A 19758-nucleotide genomic window follows, 5' to 3' on the forward strand; every position below is an offset into this window, starting at 1 on the left:
AACCGTCAAGGGATAGCAATGGCCACAAAACGAAACGGCGGCAGCGGCCTGTCGCCGCCACCGCCGTCGCCTGCGGTCGTCGCGTCCGGGTCAGTGCGCCCGGCGGGCGAGAGTGAGGTCGGTGCGGAAGGCGATCTCGACGCCGTCGCCCAGCAGGGCGGCGAGCTCACCGAGCACCGGCTCGCGGGCGGCCGGGTCCAGCATCCGGTAGGCGGAGATGGAGCGGACGAGGTCCAGGTAGCGCTCGGTGGGATACCAGGTGTGGTGGACGTAGTGGCGGATGTCCAGGTCGGTGAAGCGGGGATCGTGCGCCAGCAGGTGCTCGCTCTCCTCGGCCTGGACCGAGGTGCTCCGGTGCAGGCTGGAGCTGGTCACCCCGTGGCGGTGGTCCACCGCGGCCAGGGCGGCGCCGAGTTCGGCGTCGGTGACGACGTAGCGGTTCCAGAACAGGGCCAGCGCGCCCGAGGGCGCCAGGGCGGCGTGGGCCAGGTCCCACCGCCGCTCCGGATCCACCCAGTGCCAGGCCTGCGCGGAGTACAGCAGGGTGAACGGCCGGTCGGGGACGTAGTCCTCGAATCGCCCGCTCTCCACCCGCACCCCGGGGCACTTCGACGTCAGCGCGGCGGCCATCCGGGGATCGGGTTCGACACAGGTCAGGTCCACGCCGTGGGCGGCGAAGCCCACAGTCGCCTTGCCCGTTCCCGCGCCCACCTCCAGCACCGGGCCGGCCGGCGCGTATTCCAGCACCTCGGTGACCAGTTGCTCGGGATAGCCCGGTCTGGCCGACTCGTACTGCTCGACCGCCTCACCGAACACCACACTTCGCACGCGATCGACCATCGTCCGCACCCTCCTCATGATTCACCCCGCCCGCCGGCGCAGGGGGCGTGCATTCGTACGCGGAGTGCCGGATCCAAGGGCGTGCAGTGCCGGGGCACCCGCGCCCGCCAAGGACTCCGGCACCCCGAAAATTCAATCACGCAGGGAGAACGCGGCCGGATGCGGCGGACGGGGCGGGTCGAATCGCGGGTGGAGGGGCCCGTCAGGCAGTGTGGTCGACGGTGAACCAGACGATCTTGCCGCCGTTCGCCGACGTCACGCCCCAGGCGTCGGCGACCGCCGCGACGATCTGCAGCCCTCGCCCGGAGATCGCGTCGATGTCGGGAGTGCGCTGGTGGGGCACCCCGTCGCCCGGGTCGAAGACCTCGCCGTACAGCCGGTCCTCGCGGAGCTCCAGGCGCAGCGCGTACGCCGACCCGCCGTGCCGGACGGCGTTGGTGACCAGTTCGCTGACGATGAGCAGGCAGTCGTCGATGGCCCGCTCGGGAACCCAGCCGGTCAGCTCGGTCCGGACCAGGGAGCGCGCCTTGCCCACACCGGCCGGCACCGACGGCAGCAGGCATTCCACCGTGTGGATCGCAGCGGATAACGGCCCGGGATAGAGGGGCATCTGCATCACGTCTCTCCGTTGGGAGCGCTCCCAACAACCACGATAAGCGCCGGAGTTCCGTCTTGGGAATCAAGGCCACAGGATTGTTGCGAATCCGCGTCCCCGGCGGGCGGGCGTCACTCCGCGCGCCGGATGACGCCCGCCCGCGCCAGCACCTTCGCGTAGCCGGATGCGTTGAGCCCGGTGGAGAGGTACCAGGCGGTGCCCGCGCCCGCCCGGCGCCGGGTGATCGCCGGGCCGCCGTCGGCGTACGTCACGGTCGCCGTGGCGCCCGCCAGGTGCACGACCTCGCTCCAGAGGTCGCCGGTCGTGCCGTCCGACAGCGTCACGGGCCCGGCGAGCGGCCGGAACTCCTCGACCCGCACGCCCAGCAGATCGCGCAGCGCGCCGGGGTAGCCGCCGAGCCGGACCCGGGTGTCGGGGTCGGCGACGCCGCTGAAGTACGACACGACCAGCGTGCCGCCGCCCTCCACATAGGCGGCCAGGCCGGCGGCGGACTCGTCGGACATCAGGTAGAGAGACGGCACCAGTACGGCCCGATACCCGGACAGATCGTGGGCCGGGTGGGCGAAGCCGGCGGCGACGCCATGCGACCACAACACCCGGTGCGCGCGCTGCGCCGACGCCCAGAAGTCCAGCCCGGTCGCGGGCAGCCCGGGGTTCTGCAGCGCCCAGCCCGCCTCGTCGTCCCAGAGGATGGCCACCTCCGGCCGGGCGGGCCGCGCCGGGGGCAGCGCGGCGAGCCTCCGGCCCAGCTCCATGACCTCCCGGAAGACGCGGGAGTCGGCCCCCGCGTGCGGGACCATGCCCTGGTACCACTGCTCCGCCCCGCCCCGCGAGGCCCGCCACTGGAAGTGCAGCACCCCGGCGGCGCCGCGGGCCGCGTACTCCAGGCCGCGCCTCACATGCTCGCCCGGCTCCAGCGCGAGCATGCGCTCCTGCGTGTACATGACCCCGACGCCCTGCTCCATCAGCAGCCACGGCTTGCCGCGCGCCCACGAAAGGGCGAGGTCGGAGGCGAAGGCGATCTGGGCGAGCCCGCCGTCGCCGGGCTCGTCGGTGTAGTGGTCGATCGCGACGAGATCGACCTCGGCCGACCACCTCCAGTGGTCCAGCGGCGTCCACCCGGCCATGACGTAGTTGGTGGTCACGGGCTGCGGGCCGTGGGCGGCCACGATGTCGCGTTGCTCGCGGTAGTGGCCGAGCAGCGCGTCGGAGCAGAAGCGGCGGTAGTCCAGCAGGTGGGCGGGGTTGGCCCGCCACTGGGTGGCCCGCGGCGGCAGCACCTGCTCCCACGAGGAGTAACGCTGGCTCCAGAACGCCGCCGTCCACGCCTCGTTCAGCGCGTCCAGGGACTTGTGCCGGTCGCGCAGCCAGGCGCGGAAGGCCGCCGCGCAGTGATCGCAGTGGCAGACGGTGCCGTACTCGTTGTGCACGTGCCACATGACCGTCGCGGGGTGCGCGCCGTACCGCTCGGCGAGCGCCGTCACCACCCGCCGCGAGGCCGCCCGGTACGCCGGGGCGTTGACGCAGTAGGTGTCCCGGCTGCCGTGCACGAGCCGGACCCCGTCGGCGCGCACGGGCATCGCGTCCGGGTGGGCCAGGGTGAACCAGGGCGGCGGGGAGGCGGTCGGAGTGGCCAGGTTGACCTGGACGCCGTTGTCGTGCAGCAGGTCCATGACCCGGTCGAGCCAGCCGAAGTCGTAGACGCCCTCCGAGGGCTCCAGCCGTGACCAGGAGAACACGCCCACGGTGGCGAGGTTGACGCCCGCCGCGCGCATCAACGCGACGTCCTCGCGCCAGACGTCCTCGGGCCACTGGTCGGGGTTGTAGTCGCCGCCGAAGTACACGCTTCCTCCCTCGGGGCGGGATCGTCGGCAGATCCCGCGCCGAGCCATCCTCGGGGCCCGGCCACCGCCCGCGCCACCCCCGGAAGGAGCGCGGCGCGGTGGCCGGGGGAAGGGGCGGTCAGACGCGGTCGGCGGCGATGAGCAGGTACTGGAAGCTGCCGCTCTTGTAGGCGTCGAGGAAGGCGTCCTCGATGCCGGTGGCCAGGTGGGTCTTGGCCCGGAGCTCCCAGTACGGGATGGTGGCCGCCGTGAGGTCCACCACGCTGATCGGGACGAGCCGGTTGGCCGCCATCTCCGCGAAATACGTGCTGCGGGGATGGATGTCGCAGATGTAGTGGGCGTTGATCTGGCTGATCGCCCGTGACGGCAGGCCGTAGGCGTTGTTGTAGCAGCCGGTGATGCACACGTATCTGCCGCCCCGCTTCAGCAACCTGGCGTGCTCGGCGAACAGTTGGGACAGCTCGACGTACATTGTGCTCTCGTTGTTCCAGATGGCCTGGAACGCCCCCGTCGGGAAGCCGGTGTCGAGCATGTTGCGGAAGTGGAAGCGTACTTTGTTCTCCACACCGCGCTTCCTGGCCTGCTCGTTGGCGAAGGCCACCTGGGACTCGGAGATGGACACGCCGTCCACCTGGCAGCCGTGGAGCAGGTTGACCAGGAGGCTGGAGCCGCCGCGGCCCGAGCCGGCGTCCATGACCCGGTCCTCCGGCCCCAGCGGGCCGAGATGCGAGATGAGGGTCTCCGCCTGTACGGACTCGAGCCGGTGCAGTTCGTTGACGACACGTTTCTCCCGCGTGTCCGCGGGACCGTCCAGCACCGACCAGTCCACCTCGCCGATGCCGTAGTGATGGTGGTACAGGCCGTCGACCTCCCCCAAGCGCAGGTTGACCGGATTCTTCTCGGCGTTCCAATAGGCGGCGACGGACTGCTGATACTGGCTGATGAGCACGGGGGACTGCGGTGTGATGGTCATCGAAGCTCCTTTCTTGTCATGACTGATAGCGGCTGGACGAGCCGTGCCACTCGAGGCATCCGCCCATCCAGCCCTGCGCACCGCGCAGGAATTGTTTGAGCTCGGGGGAGGGGACCGCGGCGAGTTCGCGCTGGCTCTGCTCGAAGCCTTTGACGAAGTGGTTGTGCAGGTGGACGGCGCGTTCGGTGGCCTCGCGCGTCGAGCAGCCGGTTTCGTTCGCGATGAGCAGGACCAGGTTGGAGTCGGGGAGGGCGTCGGCCGCCTCCTTCTCCGCGGAGTACAGGTCGTTGACGATGACGCTGGCGGTGCCCGCCTGCATCAGGGCGGTGTGGAAGCGACGGTCGTAGAAGAGGTTGGCGGGCAGCTCGTAGCCGCCGACGATGTCGATGAGGATCATCGAGGTGTAGAAGCTGTCGTGCTGGCGGGCCGCCAGATAGCGCCAGACGGGCGGCTGCTCGTCCAGATATCGCCAGGCGGCGTAGGCGGTCCAGCTCACGTACATCTGGAAGGTGGTGGTGCAGGCACGCATGACCTGCGCCGGGGTGGCGTGGCGGGACAGGTGGCTGCGGGCCGAGCGCAGCGACACCAGGACGGGGTCGGCCTGGATCGCCTCCTCCAGCGGGCAGGTGTACTCGCCCGCGTCGGGGGGCGGGTCCATGGCCGACATCACCAGGGCGAGGCGGGGCGGCAACTCCGTCGGCGTGGCGCCGAGGTCCGTCTCGTCGGCGTAGTAGTCGTCGGCCGCCCACCACGCGGCGTTCATCTGGGCGGCGATCAGCAGGTGGTCGGGGTCGTCGGAGTCGGGGTGCGTGAGCATCGCGAGGCGCCCGTAGCCGGTCGAGGCGAACTCCTCCATCCGTCCCTCGTGCAGGCCCACCCGCTCCGCCCACGCCACCAGCCGCCGGTCGACCTCGGCGCCGAGGTCGTCGTCCACGCGTACGGTCTCGGGGCAGTAGAGCGGCGGGTACGACCCGTCGCCCCACTGCCGCTCCCGGTAGGCCAGCGGGGCGAGACTGTGCCTGCGCTCGCCTGACAGCGCCGGCAGCGAGATGTCCCACCCGCGGTCGGGCGGCTCGGCGGGCTCGTGCCCGTCCGTCGCCTCGAACCCGGCCCGGTACGGCTGGAGCGCGGCCGTCAGGCGGAGCGTGTACGACCCCAGGCCCGTCGGTCCGGCGGGCAGCGGCACCGCGGCGGCGTTGTCCGGCATGGCACACCTCCCTTACGAGCGCGGGGCCGCGACGTCGACGTGCTCAAGGATCCCGATCGCGTCCGGGACCAGGATCGCCGCCGAGTAGTAGGCGCTGACCAGGTAGGACATCACGGCCTGGGAGTTGATGCCCATGAAGCGCACGTTGAGGCCGGGCTCGTACTCCTCGGGGATGCCGGTCTGGTACAGGCCGACGACCCCCTGGTCGTCCTCGCCGGTGCGGAGTGCCAGGATCGAGGTGGTCATGTCCTTCGCGATCGGGATCTTGCCGCAGGGGAAGATCGGTATGCCGCGCCAGGCAGGGATCTCGTGCCCGTTCACGTCGGTGCTGCCCACCACCAGCCCGCGCCGGTTGCACTCGCGGAAGAACGCGGCGATCGCCTTGGGATGGGCGAGCAGCAGGCGGGTCTTGCGCCGCATGCTGATCAGGTCGTCGAGGTCGTCCGGGGTGGGCGGCCCCGACCAGGTGTAGATGCGCTGGGAATAGTCGGTGTTGTGCAGCAGCCCGAACTCGCGGTTGTTGAGCAGCTCCCACTCCTCGCGCTCGCGTATCTCGTGGATGGTCAGGCGGAGCTGCTGTTCGAGCTGGTTCATCGGGTCGTTGTAGAGGTCGGCGACCCGCGTGTGCACACGCAGGACGGTCTGCGTGACGCTGAGCTCGTATTCGCGCGGATGGAGGTCGTAGTCCACGAACGTGCCGTCGAGCCGCGGCTCGCCCACATGCCCGGAGGCGATGGTGACCGTCGCCTCGCCGCGCCGGTTGACCGGGCGGAAGGTGTTCTCCAGGTAGCGCTCGATGTGCTCGCGCAGGGCGGGGGAGCGGCCGAGGATCCGCCGCAGCTCCAGCCGGGGCGCCACCATGACCGTGGCGGAGGTGGCGGCCCTGACGGTGCACGGCCAGCGCGGCGCCCCCTGGCTGAACGCCTCGTCGCCGAACTGGTCGCCGTCGGCGATGACGCCGAGGAACTCCGTGGTGCCGTATCTGCCGGTGGAGATCCGTTCGAGGCGGCCGTGCGCGATGACGTACGTCTCGGTGACCGGGGTGCCCGCCCGCACGAGGACCTCGCCGGGCTCGACCTCCCGCGCGGTGAACGTCTCGGCGATGGAGGCCAGCACCTCGGCGTCGCCGAACCCGCGCAGCACGGGCAGCTCCGTGAGCGTCTCCGGGATGATCCGTACGTCGTCCGCGCCGCTCAGCGCCACGCTCACCCGGCCCCGCCCGATGGTGTGCGTGAGCCTGCGGTTGACCCGGTACGTGCCGCCGCGCACGTCCACCCACGGCAGCATGCGCAGCAGCCAGCGGGAGCTGATGGCCTGCATCTGCGGACGGGTCTTGGTGGTGGTGGCCAGGTTGCGTGCGGCCCGGGTGTCCAGGCTCAGTCGCTCTTCCGTCGCCTCCGTGGGTGGCATCGCCCCTCGCAATCGCCGATCGTTGATCGCACGTTCAGCTACTGAAAGTATTCAAATGGACACTGACAGTAGAGTCTCGGAGTGGGGAGGGGACGGTGACGGTTGTGGAACGGTGATCTGGCTTGCCGGTGGCAGGGGTGGATGTTTAAAATCCGCGCGCCTTGTTTTCCCCCTAGAGGGTCAGGGCGGCGGCGACCAGGAAACCGAGGCCGCCGACGACGACCTCGGCGTGCAGTCCCGCCACCAGGCCGCCGCCCGCGACCAGCGTGCCGACCAGCGCCACCCCGATAGCGCTGCCGGTCTGGCGGGCGGCGTTGAACACCGCGGACGCCGCCCCGCCGAGCTCGGCCGGGGCCGCCTCCATGATCGCGGTGGTGGCCGGCGGCATCGCGAAACCGACCCCGAAACCGGTGAGCACCAGCGGCGCCACCAGTGCCCAGTAGCTCGTGCCGGCATCGACCAGGACCCAGCTCAGCAGTCCGATGCCGCCGACGACCAGGCCGCAGGCCATCGGCGGGCGCGGGCCCGTGCGCGCGGCGACCCGGCCGCCCAGCGGCGAGGCGATCATCGGCATCAGCGCCATCGGCAGCATCGCCAGTCCGGTGGTCAGCGCGTCGAGGTGGCGTACCTGCTGGAAGTACAGAGGCACCACGAACAGCAGCCCGTAGAAGCCGAGGTTGAGCAGCACGCCGATGACGGCCGAGGAGGAGAACCGGCGGCTCGCGAACAGGTCCAGCGGCAGCATCGGCGCCCGCGCCCGGCGTTCCAGCAGCAGGAAGGCCGGAAGCGAGAGCGCGAAGAGCGCGAGCCCGCCCAGCACGACCGGCGAGGCCCAGCCGCGCCCCCCGGCCTCGATCAACGCCCCGGTCAGGCCGCCCAGGCACAACGCGCAGGCCACCTGGGCCGGCACGTCCAGCCCGGCCCACCCCGCGACGGGAGCGGCCCCCGCCACCTTCGCCGCCCGGCCCCGCCCGGAGGCGGCGTTCGGGACGTGTCTCGCGGTGAGCAGGAAGCCGAGCACGCCGAACGGGAGGTTGACGAAGAACACCGAGCGCCAGCCGATCGCCGACACCAGCACGCCGCCGAGCACCGGTCCTGCGCCGGCGGCGATCCCGGCGACCATGCCCCACACGCCGAGCGCCCGTGCCCGCGCCCCGCGCTCCGGGTAGGCGCCGTGCAGCAACGCCAGCGAGGCCGGCACCATCGCCGCCGCGCCGACCCCCTGCGCCAGCCGCGCCCCGATCAGTACGCCCGCCGACGGCGCCAGCCCGCAGCAGGCGGAGGCGACGGTGAAGACCGCCAGCCCGGCCAGGAAGACCGGCTTCCCGCCGAGCCGGTCGTTGAGCCCGCCGCAGAACACCAGCAGCCCGGCGAACGCCAGCGTGTAGCCGTCGACGACCCACTGCAACGACGTCAGCCCGGTACGCAGGCCGGCGCCGATCGCCGGGATCGCCACGGTGACCACGGTGACGTCCAGGATGACCAGGAAATAGCCGAGACAGACCGCGACCAGCGGCAACCAGGCGGCCGGTGAGCGGGACGCGGTCGGTTCCCTCTTGGTGAGCATCATCCGTTTAGTCTCGTGCGGGACTACTACGGCGGGCGCCGAAGCGTCGTCGTCCTGGGGCGGGCTGACACGAAAGCCCTGGCCGTTCACCCTGCGCACTCCCCGCGTTGGGCCTCTGGTGGTCTGGGGAGGGTTGCGCTACTCTGCCTGAGACATCAGACGTCAGGTGTCTGATGGCTGAGGGAGTCCATTCGTGACACTTGCCGAAAGCATCGCCGAGCGCCTGTTCCAGGAGATCATCGAAGGGCGGCTCACGACGAGCAAGCCGCTTCCCCCCGAGGGCGAGCTGGCCACCACGTACAACGTGAGCCGGCTCACCGTCCGCGAGGCGATCCGCATCCTGCGCACCCAGAACGTGGTGCGCATCCGCCGCGGCCGTGGCACCGAGGTCAACCCGCCGGAGGAGTGGACCTCGCTGGAGGCCGTCGTGCGCGCGTCGGAGGGCAGCCTGGGGCCCGGGCCGGAACGCCTGCTGGAGGCGCGCCGGATGATCGAGATCGGGGCCGCGCAGCTCGCCGCCGAGCGCCGTACCGACGAGGACCTCGTACAGCTCGGCGTGCAGCTCGACGAGATGCGCGCGGCCTCGGCGGCGGGTGACGTCACGCGGTTCGTCGAAGCGGACATCCGCTTCCACGACGTGATCATGCGGGCGAGCGGCAACATCTTCGTGCCGCTGCTCTTCGTCCCCTTCGGGCGGCTGCTCATCGAGGCCAGACGCCAGACGTCCGCGGTGCCCGAGATCCAGCGGAACGCGATCGAGCAGCACGCCAACATCGTCGACGCGCTCACCGAGGGCGACAGCGAGCAGGCCCGCGTCGCGATGGAGGCGCACATGCAGCAGACGCAGCGCGACCTCCGGCAGCACGTGCTGGACGAGCAGCCGTGAGCGGGGAGGCAGGAGCAGCCGTGAGCACGGACACCCGGGCCGCGACGCCGCTGACGGAGGCGGAGCTGCTCGCGGGGCAGCCGCCGGCCGTCCCGGTGGACGGTGAGCGGCTGGCCGCGGCGGTCGAGTCCGGCCGGCGGATGATCGTGCTCGACGACGACCCCACGGGCACGCAGACCGTCGCCGGGCTGCCCGTTCTCACCCGCTGGTCCGTGGACGACCTGCGCTGGGCACTCGCGCAGGGTGCGCCGGCGGTGTTCGTGCTGGTCAACACCCGGGCTATGGCCGCACAGGACGCCGCCGCGCGGGACCGGGAGGTCGTACGCGCGAGCCTGGCCGCCGCCGAGCTCGAAGGGGTCGAGGTCGTCTTCGCCAGCCGCGGCGACTCCACGCTGCGCGGGCACTTCCCGCTGGAGACCGACGTCATCGCCGGGGAGCTGGACGGGCGGGTGGACGCGGTGCTGCTGGCCCCCGCCTACATCGACGCGGGCCGCGTGACGGTGGACGGGAAACACTGGCTGCGCACGGCCGAGGGCATGCTGCCGGTCGGCGCGAGCGAGTTCGCCCGTGACGCGACGTTCGGCTACCGCGCGTCGGCGCTGCCCGAATGGGTCGAGGAGAAGACCGGCGGCGCGATCGCGCGGGCCGAGGTGCCCGTCATCACGCTGCGCGAGCTGCGCGCGGGTGATCTGACGGCGCTCGTGTCGCGTCTGGTCTCGTTCGAGGGCGGGCGGCCGGTCGCGGTCGACGCCGCCTGCGACGACGACCTGCGCAACCTCACGCTCGCGCTGGTGGAGGCCGAACGGCTGGGCAAGCGGTTCGTCTACCGCGTCGGGCCGTCCTTCGTACGCGCCCGCAGCGGGCAGACCGCCGCACCGCCGATCGACGCCGCCGACCTGCGCCACCTCACGGCCCCGGCCCGGCCGATCGACGCCGCCGGTCCGGTCCGCCCTCACCCGGCGCGGCCGGTCGAGGGGGCCGCAAGTCCCGTGCCCGCCGGTGCCGTGCCCGCCGGTGCCGTGCCCGCAAGTCCCGTCCCCGCCGGTTCGGTGCCCGCCGGTCCCGTGCCCGCCGGTCCCGTGGTCGGTCACGGGCTTGTCGTCGTCGGGTCGCATGTCGCGCAGACCACGCGGCAGCTGGCCCGCCTGCGGGAGCGCCGGCCGATCGAGGTGATCGAGCTGGACAGCGACCGGCTGCTCGACCCCGCCGGCGTCGAGTCCTACGTCGCCGAGGTCGTCACCAGGGCCGTCACGCTGCTGGCGGCCGGGGAGGTCGTGCTCGCCACGAGCCGTACCCTGCGCACCGCCGGTTCCCCCGAGGCCAACCTCGCGCTCTCCCGCACGATCAGCGGGGGCGTCGTGAGCGTCGTGCGCGGCGTCACGGCCCGGGTACGCCCGGCCTTCGTCGTGGCCAAGGGCGGCATCACCTCCTCGGACGTCGCGACCGACGGGCTCGGTATCGTACGCGCCCACGCGCTCGGCACCCTGCTGCCCGGGATCGTCTCGCTGTGGACGGCGGCCGAGGGGCGCTCCATGGGCCTGCCGTACGTCGTCTTCGCCGGCAACGTCGGCGACGACGAGGCACTGGCCGACGTCGTCGACCGCCTGCAACCACCGCCCGCACCCGGCCGCCCGCAGCCGACCGCGTGAAGAAAGGAACAACCATGTCACAAGTCGCCGTCATCGGGCTCGGCGCCATCGGACTGCCCATGGCGCTGCGGCTCACCGGCGCCTTCCCGGTCACCGCCTACGACCCGGCCCCGGACCGGCTGCGGGCCGCCGTCGAGGGCGGCGCCACGGCCGCCGCGAGCCCGGCGCGGGCGGCGGCGGGCCGCGAGGTCGCCGTGCTCGCCGTACGCGACCAGGCCCAGGTCGAGACCGCCCTGTTCGGGGCCGACGGGGTGGCCGGCTCGGGGTTCGGGGGAGTGGTCGTGCTGACGAGCACCATCGGCCCCGCCGCGGTGCGTTCGATCGCCGAGCGCCTGTCGGCCGCGGGCATCGGCCTCGTCGACGCCCCCGTGAGCGGCGGCCCGGTACGCGCGGGCAAGGGCGACCTGCTCATCCTGGCCGGCGCGCCGGACGAGGCGCTCACCGCCGCCGGGCCGGTGCTCGAACGGCTCGCCTCCACGCTCACGGTCGTCGGCCAGAAGGCCGGAGACGGCCAGGTCTTCAAGACGATCAACCAGCTCCTCGCCGGCGTGCACATCGCCGCGGCGGCCGAGGCCATCGCGCTCGCCCGCGGGCTCGGGGTGGATCCCAAGACCGTCATCGCCGCGTTGTCGCAGGGCGCGGGCAGCTCGTTCATGTTCGCCGACCGCGGCCCCCGGATGCTGGAGGCCTACCGCGGCGGCGCGGAGGTGAAGTCGCGGCTCGACATCTTCGTCAAGGACATGAGCATCGTCACCGAGGTCGCCCGGCAGAGCCATGTCGCGACCCCGCTGGCCGCCACGGCCGAGCAGCTCTACCTGCTCGCGGAGAGCCACGGACTCGGCGAACACGACGACTCCTCGGTCGTGACCCTGCTCTCGCCCCGACAGGACCCCGGGCACGACCCCGGGCACGACCCCGGGCACGACCCCCGGCATGACCCCCGGAACGACTCCCGGAATGGCGAGGTCGCGTGATGCGTCACACCACCCTCGGCTCCAGCGGCTGCTCGGTCTCCCGGGTCGCGCTGGGCACGATGACCTTCGGCCAGAAGACCCCGGAAGCGGAGGCGTTCGCGCAGCTCGACCGCTTCGTCGAGGTGGGCGGCACGCTCGTGGACACCGCCGACTCCTACGGGGAGGGCGCGAGCGAGCGCATCGTCGGCCGCTGGATCGCGAGCAGGCCGGCGCACGTACGCGATGGGATCGTGCTCGCGACCAAGGCGCGCTTCCCCACCGGGCCCGGCACGAACGACGTCGGGCTGTCCCGCAAGCACCTCGCCCGCGCCCTGGACGGGTCCCTCACCCGGCTCGGCGTCGAGACGATCGACCTCTACCAGGCGCACGCTTTCGACCCGTACACCCCGATCGAGGAGACCCTGGGGTTCCTCGACGACGCGGTGGCGGCCGGCAAGATCCACTACGTCGGGCTCTCCAACTACACCGCCTGGCAGGTGCAGCGGGTCGTGGACGTGGCGTCGTTCCGCGGCCTCGTCGGCCCGAGCGCCCTGCAGGCGCAGTACAACCTGCTCACCCGCGAGCTCGAATGGGAGATCATCCCGGCGCTCGAAGCCAACGGCCTGGGGCTGCTGGTCTGGTCGCCGCTGGCGGCCGGGGTGCTGACGGGCCGGCTCGACGGGGTGCCCGCCGCCCGGCGGGAGCAGGCGCGGGCGGTGCTCGACGCGCTCGGCTCGATCGCCGAGCGGCGCGACGTCTCCTCCGGCCGCGTCGCCCTCGCCTGGCTCGCCGCGCAGCCCGCCGTGACCTCGGTGATCCTCGGTGCCCGCACCATGGAGCAGCTGGAGGACAACCTCGCCGCCTTCGACCTGGTGCTCGACGACGAGGAGTGCGCCCGGCTGGCCGCGGCCGGCGAACCCGTCATCGGCGACTACCCGTACGGAGCGCGCGGCCTGGAGCAGCGCCGTCGCCGGCTTGAGGGCGGCCGATAGCTCGTGGACAGCAGAAATTCAGCACCAACGTCACTCACCAGACGTCTGATGTCAGCGGTCAGACGCCTTATCACGGCAAGGAAGGGCTCCATGGGTACCCCACGCTCACTGCTCAGAAGAGGCGCGCTGCCGGCCGCCGGCGCCGCCCTCGTCCTGCTCGGTGTCACCGCCTGCTCGGGCGGAGGCTCCGATTCCGGCGACGGCCCGCAGACGGTGACGCTCTGGGTGGCCTCGCCGACCGAGGCGTTCTCCAGCGCCCTGGTGGACGCCTACAACAAGACCCACAAGAACCAGGTCAAGGTCACCGGCATCCCCGACGACGGTTTCCTGCAGAAGATCGGGACCGCCGCGGGCGCCCGCTCGTTGCCGGACATCGTCGTCTCCGACGTCGTCTACCTGCCCAACTACACGAGCAAGGGCGTCTTCCTCGACCTCACCAGCCGCATCAAGGCGCTGCCGTTCGCGTCGAGCGTCGCGCCCGCGCACGTCCAGGCCGGCACCTGGGAGGGCAAGCAGTACGCCGTCCCGCACAAGCTCGCCTCCTCGGTGCTCTTCTACAACAAGGACCTGTTCAAGAAGGCCGGCCTCGACCCGGAGAAGCCGCCGGCCGACTTCGAGGAGCTGCTCGCCGACGCCAAGAAGATCCGCGCGCTCGGGCCGGACACCTACGGCTACGACTTCGGCGGCAACTGCGGCGGCTGCACCGCGTACACGATGATGCCGTTCATGTGGGCGGGCGGCGCCGACGTGCTCGCCGACCAGGGCAAGACGGCGAACTTCGGCAACGACACCGTCAAGCAGGTCTTCGGCCTCTACAAGCAGCTGTGGGACGCCGGCGTCATGCCCGCCAACGCCCAGACGCAGGACGGCTCGACCTGGGCCAACAACTTCGTCTCCGGCCACGTCGGCATGATGGCGCAGGGCTCGGCCATCGTCGGCGACCTGCAGAAGCAGACCGGGTTCGACTGGGGTGTCACCCGGATCATGTCGCCGGACGGCTCGGGCACCTCGACCTTCGTCGGCGGCGACGCGGCCGCGATCTCGGCGACGTCCGAGCACGCGGACGCCGCCTGGGACTTCCTCAGCTGGACGCTGCAGGACAAGCAGCAGGTCGACATCGTCGCCAAGAACGGCGACCTGCCCGTGCGCACCGACCTCGCCGGCAACCCGAACACGGCCAAGGACCCGCGCACGAAGTTCATCATGGACGGCGTCGCGGGCGGCAAGACCCCGTTCGCGCTGCCCTTCGGCCAGGCCTTCAACGACCCGACCGGTCCGTGGATCGCGATGGTCCGCGGCGCCGTCTTCGGCGCGAACCCGGACGACGCGATCGCCAAGGGCCAGCAGGCGATCCAGAAGGCGCTGGACAACGCGCAGCAGTAGCACACCCCGCGGCGCCGTCCTCCGGCGGAGGCAGGGCGGCCCGCCCGCACGGGAGCAGGACCATGGCAGTCTCCAAGTCAACAGCACACGCCGGGAGGACCGGGGCGCTCTTCGTCGCTCCCGCCGGCCTCCTCACGCTCGTACTCTTCGTGATCCCGCTCGGCATCCTCGTCTGGATGTCGCTGCAGGACTATCCGCTGCTCGGCAAGCCCACCTTCACCGGGTTCGACAACTATCTCGACATCCCGGGCAACGAGGTCTTCATCCAGGCGATCGGCTTCACGCTCGCCTACACCGTCGTCACGACGGTCGTCATGTTCCTCATCTCGTTCGTGCTCGTCGCGATCGCGAACAGCCGCAGGCGCGCGACGAAGTTCTACCGTACGAGCTACTTCCTGCCGTACGTCGTCGGCACGGCGGCGGCGACCCTGCTCTGGTTCGTCGACTCCGACCCCGTCATCGGCGTGTTCAACCAGGTGCTCGTCGGGCTGCACCTCGTGGACAAGCCCATCGCGTTCCTCGCCAGCCCGACGCTCGCGTTCTGGTCGATCATCGTCCTGGTGTCCTGGAAGTTCATGGGCTTCCAGGTGATCGTGCTGCTCATGGGCCTGCAGTCGATCCCGACCGCGCTGTTCGAGGCCGCGCGGGTGGACGGGGCCAGCCGGTGGCAGCAGCTGCGCTTCATCACGATCCCGTCGCTGCGGCCGACGCTCGCGCTGCTGTTCATCCTGTCGGTGACGGGCTCGCTGCTGGCCTTCGACCAGTTCCTCATCCTGACCAAGGGAGGGCCGGACAACAGCACGGTGAGCGTCGTCTTCGCCGTCTACAACACGGCCTTCGTCAACTTCGACATGGGCAAGGCCGCGGCACTGTCGGTCGTGCTGCTCGTCGTGCTGCTGCTCATCAGCGCGATCCAGCTACCGTTGCTGCGCCGGAAAGACGTCTGACCATGGCCATCCGCAACCCCTCCGTCCCGGCCACGCTGTGGTCCGGTGCCAGGACCGGCGCCTTCCACCTCGTCGCGGGCGTCCTGGCCGTACTGTTCCTGTTCCCGCTGCTGTGGGCGGTGCTCAACTCGCTCAAGAGCCCCACCGAGGCGAACGCGAGCCCGCCGACCTTCCTGCCGAGCTCGCTCTCACTGGGCAACTACGAGACGCTCGGCAAGTACGGCGCGGGGATCGCCGCGTACACGGGCAACAGCCTGCTCGTCGCGCTCGTCACCGTCGGGGGCACCGTCGTCTTCTCGGTGCTGGCCGGTTACGGCTTCTCCCGCTACGAGTTCCGGGGGAAGAACCTCACCTTCGTCACCATCCTGGCGATCCTGATGGTGCCGTACGCGACGATGCTGCTGCCGCTCTACCTGCTGCTCGGCGTGCTCGGGCTGCAGGACTCCCTCATCGGGCTCGGGCTCGTCCTGGTGATGTTCCAGCTGCCGTTCGGCGTGCTCATCATGCGCAACGCCTTCGACTCGATCCCGCGCGAGCTGGAGGAGGCCGCCTTCCTGGACGGCGCGGGGGCGCTCGGGGCGCTCCGGCACGTCTCGCTGCGCATCGTGACGCCCGGCGTGGTGACCGTGGGCCTGTTCGCGTTCCTGGCCTCGTGGAACGAGTTCCTCGCGCCGCTCATCTTTCTCAACACCGGGGACAAGTTCACGCTGCCGCTCATGCTCGTCAGCGTGCGCGAGGGCACCTTCGGTCAGATCGACTTCGGCGCGCTGCAGGCCGGCATCGTCGTCGCGATGGTCCCGTGCGTGGCGCTGTACCTCGTACTGAACCGCTACTACGTCACCGGCCTGCTCAACGGCGCGCTGCGCGGCTGATCCCGCCCGCCCCGACCTCGAAGGACCGCCATGAACACTGAAGAGATCGTCGCGCCCTGCTCGCCCCGCTCCGGCGCGCACCTGGCCCTGCGACCGCTGTCGATGGAGCGGGTACGGATCACCGACGGCCACTGGGCCCGCTGGCAGCGCGACAACCGCACCGTGACCGCGCCGCACGCGATGCGCTGGCTGGAGCAGGACGGCGTGCTGGACAACTTCCGCCGGCTGGTGGACCCCGCGGTCACCGCCGAGCGCCGCGGCTGGGTGTTCTGCGACTCCGACCTGTACAAGGTGCTCGAAGGGATCGGCTGGGACCTGTCCCACGGCCCGTCCGAGGAGTTCGGCCGCTTCGTCGCCGACTCCGTCGAGCTGCTGGAACGGGTGCGGGAGGACGACGGCTACCTCAACACCTTCGTCCAGGCCGGTCTCAAGGACCGCTACGCCGACCTCACCCGGGGGCACGAGCTCTACTGCGCCGGCCACCTCATCCAGGCGGGCATCGCGCTCGCGCGCACCACCGGGGACGAGAGCCTGCTCGCCATCGGCCGGCGTTTCGCCGACCACCTGGTGGCCGAGTTCGGCGAGGGCCGGCGGGCCGACACCGACGGCCATCCCGAGATCGAGACCGCCCTGGTCGAGCTCTACCGGCACACGGGGGAGCGCGCCTACCTGGACCTCGCCAGGCAGCTCATCGACGTGCGCGGGCACGGGGTGATCGGCCCGGGGCTCTTCGGCCCGGCCTACTTCCAGGACACGGTGCCCGTACGCGACCAGGACACGGTCGTCGGGCACGCCGTACGGGCCCTGTACCTGCTCTGCGGGGTGGTCGACGTCTACCTGGAGACCGGCGAGGACGCGCTGCTGCAGGCCGCGCGGCGGCAGTGGCGGTCCATGGTCGGCGAGAAGACCTACCTCACCGGCGCGGTCGGATCCCGTTTCGAGGGCGAGGCGTTCGGTGACCGCTTCGAGCTGCCGCCGGACCTCATCTACGGCGAGACCTGCGCGTCGATCGCGAGCCTCATGCTGAGCTGGCGGCTGCTGCTCGCCACCGGGGACGGCGCCCACGCGGACCTCATCGAGCGCATCCTTCACAACGCCTTCGCCGGCTCGACCTCGCTCGGCCGCGACGGGTTCTTCTACGTCAACCCGCTGCAGCGGCGCTCGCCCCGGCCGCCCGCGCCCGCCGGCGGCAAACCGTTGCGCACCGACGCCCCCGGCACCCGCGCGGAGTGGTACGACGTCGCCTGCTGCCCGCCCAACATCCTGCGCACGGTCGCCTCACTCGGCGGCTACCTCGCCACCTCCGACGACCGCGGCGTGCAGCTGCACCTCTACATGCCCTCCAGCGTTCACGCCGAGCCGGCCGCCGGCGAGGTCGCGCTGTCGGTGGCGACCCGGTACCCGGAGGACGGCGTGGTCCGCGTGACGGTCGAGCGCACTCCCGCGAGCCCGTGGGCACTGTCCCTGCGGGTGCCGTCCTGGTGCCGGCAGCCTGCGCTCACCGTCGCGGGCGCGGCCGTGCCCGCCGAGCGGGACGAGCGCGGCTACGTCGTCGTCGAGCGCGAGTGGGCCGAGGGCGACGTGGTCGTGCTCGACCTGCCCATGCCGGCGCGGCTGACCGCCCCGCACCCCGCCGTGGACGCGGTACGCGGCCAGGTCGCGATCGAGCGCGGGCCCGTCGTCTACTGCTTGGAGAGCGTCGGCGGCGCGCTGGACCTGGACGCGGTCGAGGTCGTCGTGGGCGCGGAGTTGCGGGTCGAACGGGACGCTGACCTGTTCGGCGGCACGACCGTGGTGCGGGCCGAGGGGCGCCTGCGCGACGACTCGGCCTGGGCGGGGGAGGGCTGGGCGGAGGTCGCCACGGCCCCGGCCGCCGCCGGGCGGCCCATCGAGCTGACGGCGATCCCGTACCGGTTGTGGGCGAACCGCGGATCCTCCACGATGCGAACCTGGATCCCGGCCGCCCGCACCTGATCCGCTCCCGGAACCCCTCCGCCGCACCCGCCTCCGCCGCACCTGCCTCCGCCGCACCTGCCTCCGCCTCGGGCGCACCGCCTCGCGCTCGCTCCGCCTGTGCCAACCGCGTGGGTTGACTTCGAGCGCGCTCTAAAAACTAGCGTCACTGTTCATGAGTGCTTCACGACAGTCGGAGGTGACGGCCCGCGGGGCGGAGCGGCGCGACGCGCCGGAGCTCAGCCGCCGCCGCAGGCTCCTCGTCCTCGCGATCTGCTGCGCCAGCATCGTCGTCGTGGTGATGGACATCTCCATCGTCACCGTCGCGCTGCCGGCGATCCGCCGTGACCTGGGCGCCTCGGTGGCGGGCCTGCAGTGGACGGTCGACGCCTACACCCTCGTGCTGGCCAGTTTCCTGCTGCTGGCCGGGTCCACCGCCGACCGGGTGGGCCGGCGGCGCGTCTTCCAGATCGGCCTGGCCGCCTTCGGGCTCGGCTCGCTGCTGTGCGGCCTGGCGCCGAGCATCGGCTGGTTGATCGCGGCGCGGGCGCTGCAGGCCGTCGGCGGCACCATGCTCAACCCGGTGGCGATGGCGATCGTGGCCAACACGTTCCACGAACCGGCCGAGCGGGCCCGGGCCATCGGCGTGTTCGGCTCGATGTCGGGGCTGGCGCTGGCGCTGGGGCCCATCCTCGGCGGCGTCCTGGTGGACGGCCTCGGCTGGCACGCCATCTTCTGGATCAACGTGCCGATCGTGGCCGCCGCGATCGTGTGCGCCGCGCTGTTCGTGCCCGAGTCCCGTGCCGCCAGGGCGCGCCGGTTCGACCCGGTGGGGCAGGTCCTGGTGGCCGTCGTGCTGGGCAGCCTCGTCTACGCGATCATCGAGTCCAGGTCGCTGGGCTGGACCTCGCCGGTCATCCTCGGCCTGCTGGCCGTCGCCGTGCTCGCCACCCTGGGCCTGCTCGGCTACGAACCGCGCCGCGCCGACCCGCTGCTTGAGCTGCGCTTCTTCCACAGCGTGCCGTTCAGCGCAGCGATCTCGATGGCGCTGTTCGGGTTGTGCGGATTCGGCGCCTTCCTGTTCGTGACCACCCAGTATCTGCAGGACGTACGCGGTATGACGGCGCTGACGGCCGGGCTGTGCCTGCTCCCGGTCGGGGCGTTGATCATCGTGCTCTCCCCGCTCACGGGGCGGTTGATCGGCACGCGCGGGCCGCGGCTGCCGCTGGTGGTCGCCGGGACCGCACTGGCCCTGGGCGGCGGCGCGTCGCTCTGGCTCGGACCGGCCACCCCGCTCCCGGCCGTGCTCGCGATCTACCTGCTGTTCGGCCTCTTCCTGGGCACCGTCAACCCGCCGATCACCAACACGGCGGTCTCCGGGATGCCCCGTTCGATGGCCGGCGTGGCAGCCTCGCTGGCCTCGGCCGGCCGCCAGACCGGCACCACGCTGGGGGTCGCGATCTCCGGAACGATCGTGGGCTCGGCCGCGTCCAGCGGCGGGACGGCGTTCACTGGCGCGGCGCACGGCGTGTGGTGGCTGCTGCTCGGTCTCGGCCTCGGCCTGCTGGCCCTGGGGCTCCTCAGCACCGGCCGCTGGGCCGTGGGCACCGCCGAGCGCGCGGCGGCCCTGCTCGACGCGCCGCCATCGCGGGCCTGACACGCCGGC

Annotated in this window: 16 protein-coding genes; 9 read left to right on the forward strand and 7 right to left on the reverse strand. The window is 71.8% G+C overall.

Annotated elements, in window-relative coordinates:
* Positions 1–90: 90 nt before the first annotated feature.
* From BLS95_RS06145 to BLS95_RS06175, 7 genes are all read right to left on the reverse strand, one after another.
* Positions 91–840 carry a class I SAM-dependent methyltransferase gene (locus tag BLS95_RS06145; RefSeq protein WP_176993031.1) on the reverse strand — a complete coding sequence of 250 codons (750 nt, stop codon included), beginning with the start codon at positions 838–840 and terminating at the stop codon, positions 91–93.
* A 202-nt stretch (positions 841–1042) separates the two neighbouring features.
* Positions 1043–1456 carry an ATP-binding protein gene (locus BLS95_RS06150; RefSeq protein WP_090929842.1) on the reverse strand — a complete coding sequence of 138 codons (414 nt, stop codon included), beginning with the start codon at positions 1454–1456 and terminating at the stop codon, positions 1043–1045.
* A gap of 110 nt (positions 1457–1566) precedes the next feature.
* Positions 1567–3300: a beta-galactosidase gene (locus tag BLS95_RS06155; RefSeq protein WP_245764868.1), complete on the reverse strand. Its 1734-nt coding sequence runs from the start codon at positions 3298–3300 to the stop codon at positions 1567–1569.
* Between the two features lie 118 nt (positions 3301–3418).
* Positions 3419–4273, reverse strand: a complete 855-nt coding sequence (locus BLS95_RS06160) for a geranyl diphosphate 2-C-methyltransferase (RefSeq protein ID WP_090929844.1) — start codon at positions 4271–4273, stop codon at positions 3419–3421.
* A 16-nt stretch (positions 4274–4289) separates the two neighbouring features.
* Positions 4290–5480: a family 2 encapsulin nanocompartment cargo protein terpene cyclase gene (locus BLS95_RS06165; protein ID WP_218135624.1), complete on the reverse strand. Its 1191-nt coding sequence runs from the start codon at positions 5478–5480 to the stop codon at positions 4290–4292.
* A gap of 12 nt (positions 5481–5492) precedes the next feature.
* Positions 5493–6890 carry a family 2B encapsulin nanocompartment shell protein gene (locus BLS95_RS06170; RefSeq protein ID WP_090929845.1) on the reverse strand — a complete coding sequence of 466 codons (1398 nt, stop codon included), beginning with the start codon at positions 6888–6890 and terminating at the stop codon, positions 5493–5495.
* 172 nt (positions 6891–7062) lie between these two features.
* Positions 7063–8460 (reverse strand): DHA2 family efflux MFS transporter permease subunit, encoded by a 1398-nt coding sequence (locus BLS95_RS06175; RefSeq protein ID WP_176993032.1) that lies wholly within the window; start codon positions 8458–8460, stop codon positions 7063–7065.
* 190 nt (positions 8461–8650) lie between these two features.
* Here BLS95_RS06175 and BLS95_RS06180 point away from each other — a divergent pair, with 190 nt between their 5' ends.
* The 9 genes from BLS95_RS06180 to BLS95_RS06220 all read left to right on the forward strand — a co-directional run bounded on the left by BLS95_RS06180 (position 8651) and on the right by BLS95_RS06220 (position 19749).
* Positions 8651–9343, forward strand: coding sequence for a FadR/GntR family transcriptional regulator (locus BLS95_RS06180; RefSeq protein WP_090929846.1), 693 nt, complete (start codon positions 8651–8653; stop codon positions 9341–9343).
* Positions 9344–9363: 20 nt separating this feature from the next.
* Entirely contained in the window at positions 9364–10992 is a 1629-nt protein-coding gene (locus BLS95_RS55450; RefSeq protein ID WP_176993033.1) for a four-carbon acid sugar kinase family protein, read from the forward strand.
* Between the two features lie 14 nt (positions 10993–11006).
* Positions 11007–11966, forward strand: a complete 960-nt coding sequence (locus tag BLS95_RS06190) for an NAD(P)-dependent oxidoreductase (protein WP_090929847.1) — start codon at positions 11007–11009, stop codon at positions 11964–11966.
* Positions 11966–12937 carry an aldo/keto reductase gene (locus tag BLS95_RS06195; RefSeq protein ID WP_090929848.1) on the forward strand — a complete coding sequence of 324 codons (972 nt, stop codon included), beginning with the start codon at positions 11966–11968 and terminating at the stop codon, positions 12935–12937. The genes BLS95_RS06190 and BLS95_RS06195 overlap by 1 nt, the downstream gene beginning before the upstream one ends.
* 90 nt (positions 12938–13027) lie before the next feature.
* Complete coding sequence (locus tag BLS95_RS06200; protein WP_176993034.1) at positions 13028–14320, forward strand: ABC transporter substrate-binding protein; 1293 nt, start codon at positions 13028–13030, stop codon at positions 14318–14320.
* 62 nt (positions 14321–14382) lie between these two features.
* Positions 14383–15267 (forward strand): carbohydrate ABC transporter permease, encoded by an 885-nt coding sequence (locus BLS95_RS06205; protein WP_090929850.1) that lies wholly within the window; start codon positions 14383–14385, stop codon positions 15265–15267.
* 2 nt (positions 15268–15269) lie between these two features.
* Positions 15270–16139, forward strand: a complete 870-nt coding sequence (locus tag BLS95_RS06210; RefSeq protein WP_090929851.1) for a carbohydrate ABC transporter permease — start codon at positions 15270–15272, stop codon at positions 16137–16139.
* A gap of 30 nt (positions 16140–16169) precedes the next feature.
* Positions 16170–18113 carry a glycoside hydrolase family 127 protein gene (locus tag BLS95_RS06215; RefSeq protein ID WP_090929852.1) on the forward strand — a complete coding sequence of 648 codons (1944 nt, stop codon included), beginning with the start codon at positions 16170–16172 and terminating at the stop codon, positions 18111–18113.
* Positions 18114–18267: 154 nt separating this feature from the next.
* Positions 18268–19749: a DHA2 family efflux MFS transporter permease subunit gene (locus tag BLS95_RS06220; RefSeq protein WP_090929853.1), complete on the forward strand. Its 1482-nt coding sequence runs from the start codon at positions 18268–18270 to the stop codon at positions 19747–19749.
* Positions 19750–19758: the final 9 nt, after the last annotated feature.

The sequence above is a fragment of the Nonomuraea jiangxiensis genome (assembly GCF_900099965.1).
In the GTDB taxonomy this organism is placed as follows: domain Bacteria; phylum Actinomycetota; class Actinomycetes; order Streptosporangiales; family Streptosporangiaceae; genus Nonomuraea; species Nonomuraea jiangxiensis.

Bases quoted from the DNA above. Each gene is read 5' to 3' on its own strand.
- BLS95_RS06145 (WP_176993031.1), bottom strand. From the start codon at position 840: ATGGTCGATCGCGTGCGAAGTGTGGTGTTCGGTGAGGCGGTCGAGCAG.
- BLS95_RS06150 (WP_090929842.1), bottom strand. From the start codon at position 1,456: ATGCAGATGCCCCTCTATCCCGGGCCGTTATCCGCTGCGATCCACACG.
- BLS95_RS06160 (WP_090929844.1), bottom strand. From the start codon at position 4,273: ATGACCATCACACCGCAGTCCCCCGTGCTCATCAGCCAGTATCAGCAG.
- BLS95_RS06165 (WP_218135624.1), bottom strand. From the start codon at position 5,480: ATGCCGGACAACGCCGCCGCGGTGCCGCTGCCCGCCGGACCGACGGGC.
- BLS95_RS06170 (WP_090929845.1), bottom strand. From the start codon at position 6,890: ATGCCACCCACGGAGGCGACGGAAGAGCGACTGAGCCTGGACACCCGG.
- BLS95_RS06175 (WP_176993032.1), bottom strand. From the start codon at position 8,460: ATGATGCTCACCAAGAGGGAACCGACCGCGTCCCGCTCACCGGCCGCC.
- BLS95_RS06190 (WP_090929847.1), top strand. From the start codon at position 11,007: ATGTCACAAGTCGCCGTCATCGGGCTCGGCGCCATCGGACTGCCCATG.
- BLS95_RS06195 (WP_090929848.1), top strand. From the start codon at position 11,966: ATGCGTCACACCACCCTCGGCTCCAGCGGCTGCTCGGTCTCCCGGGTC.
- BLS95_RS06200 (WP_176993034.1), top strand. From the start codon at position 13,028: ATGGGTACCCCACGCTCACTGCTCAGAAGAGGCGCGCTGCCGGCCGCC.
- BLS95_RS06205 (WP_090929850.1), top strand. From the start codon at position 14,383: ATGGCAGTCTCCAAGTCAACAGCACACGCCGGGAGGACCGGGGCGCTC.
- BLS95_RS06210 (WP_090929851.1), top strand. From the start codon at position 15,270: ATGGCCATCCGCAACCCCTCCGTCCCGGCCACGCTGTGGTCCGGTGCC.
- BLS95_RS06215 (WP_090929852.1), top strand. From the start codon at position 16,170: ATGAACACTGAAGAGATCGTCGCGCCCTGCTCGCCCCGCTCCGGCGCG.
- BLS95_RS06220 (WP_090929853.1), top strand. From the start codon at position 18,268: ATGAGTGCTTCACGACAGTCGGAGGTGACGGCCCGCGGGGCGGAGCGG.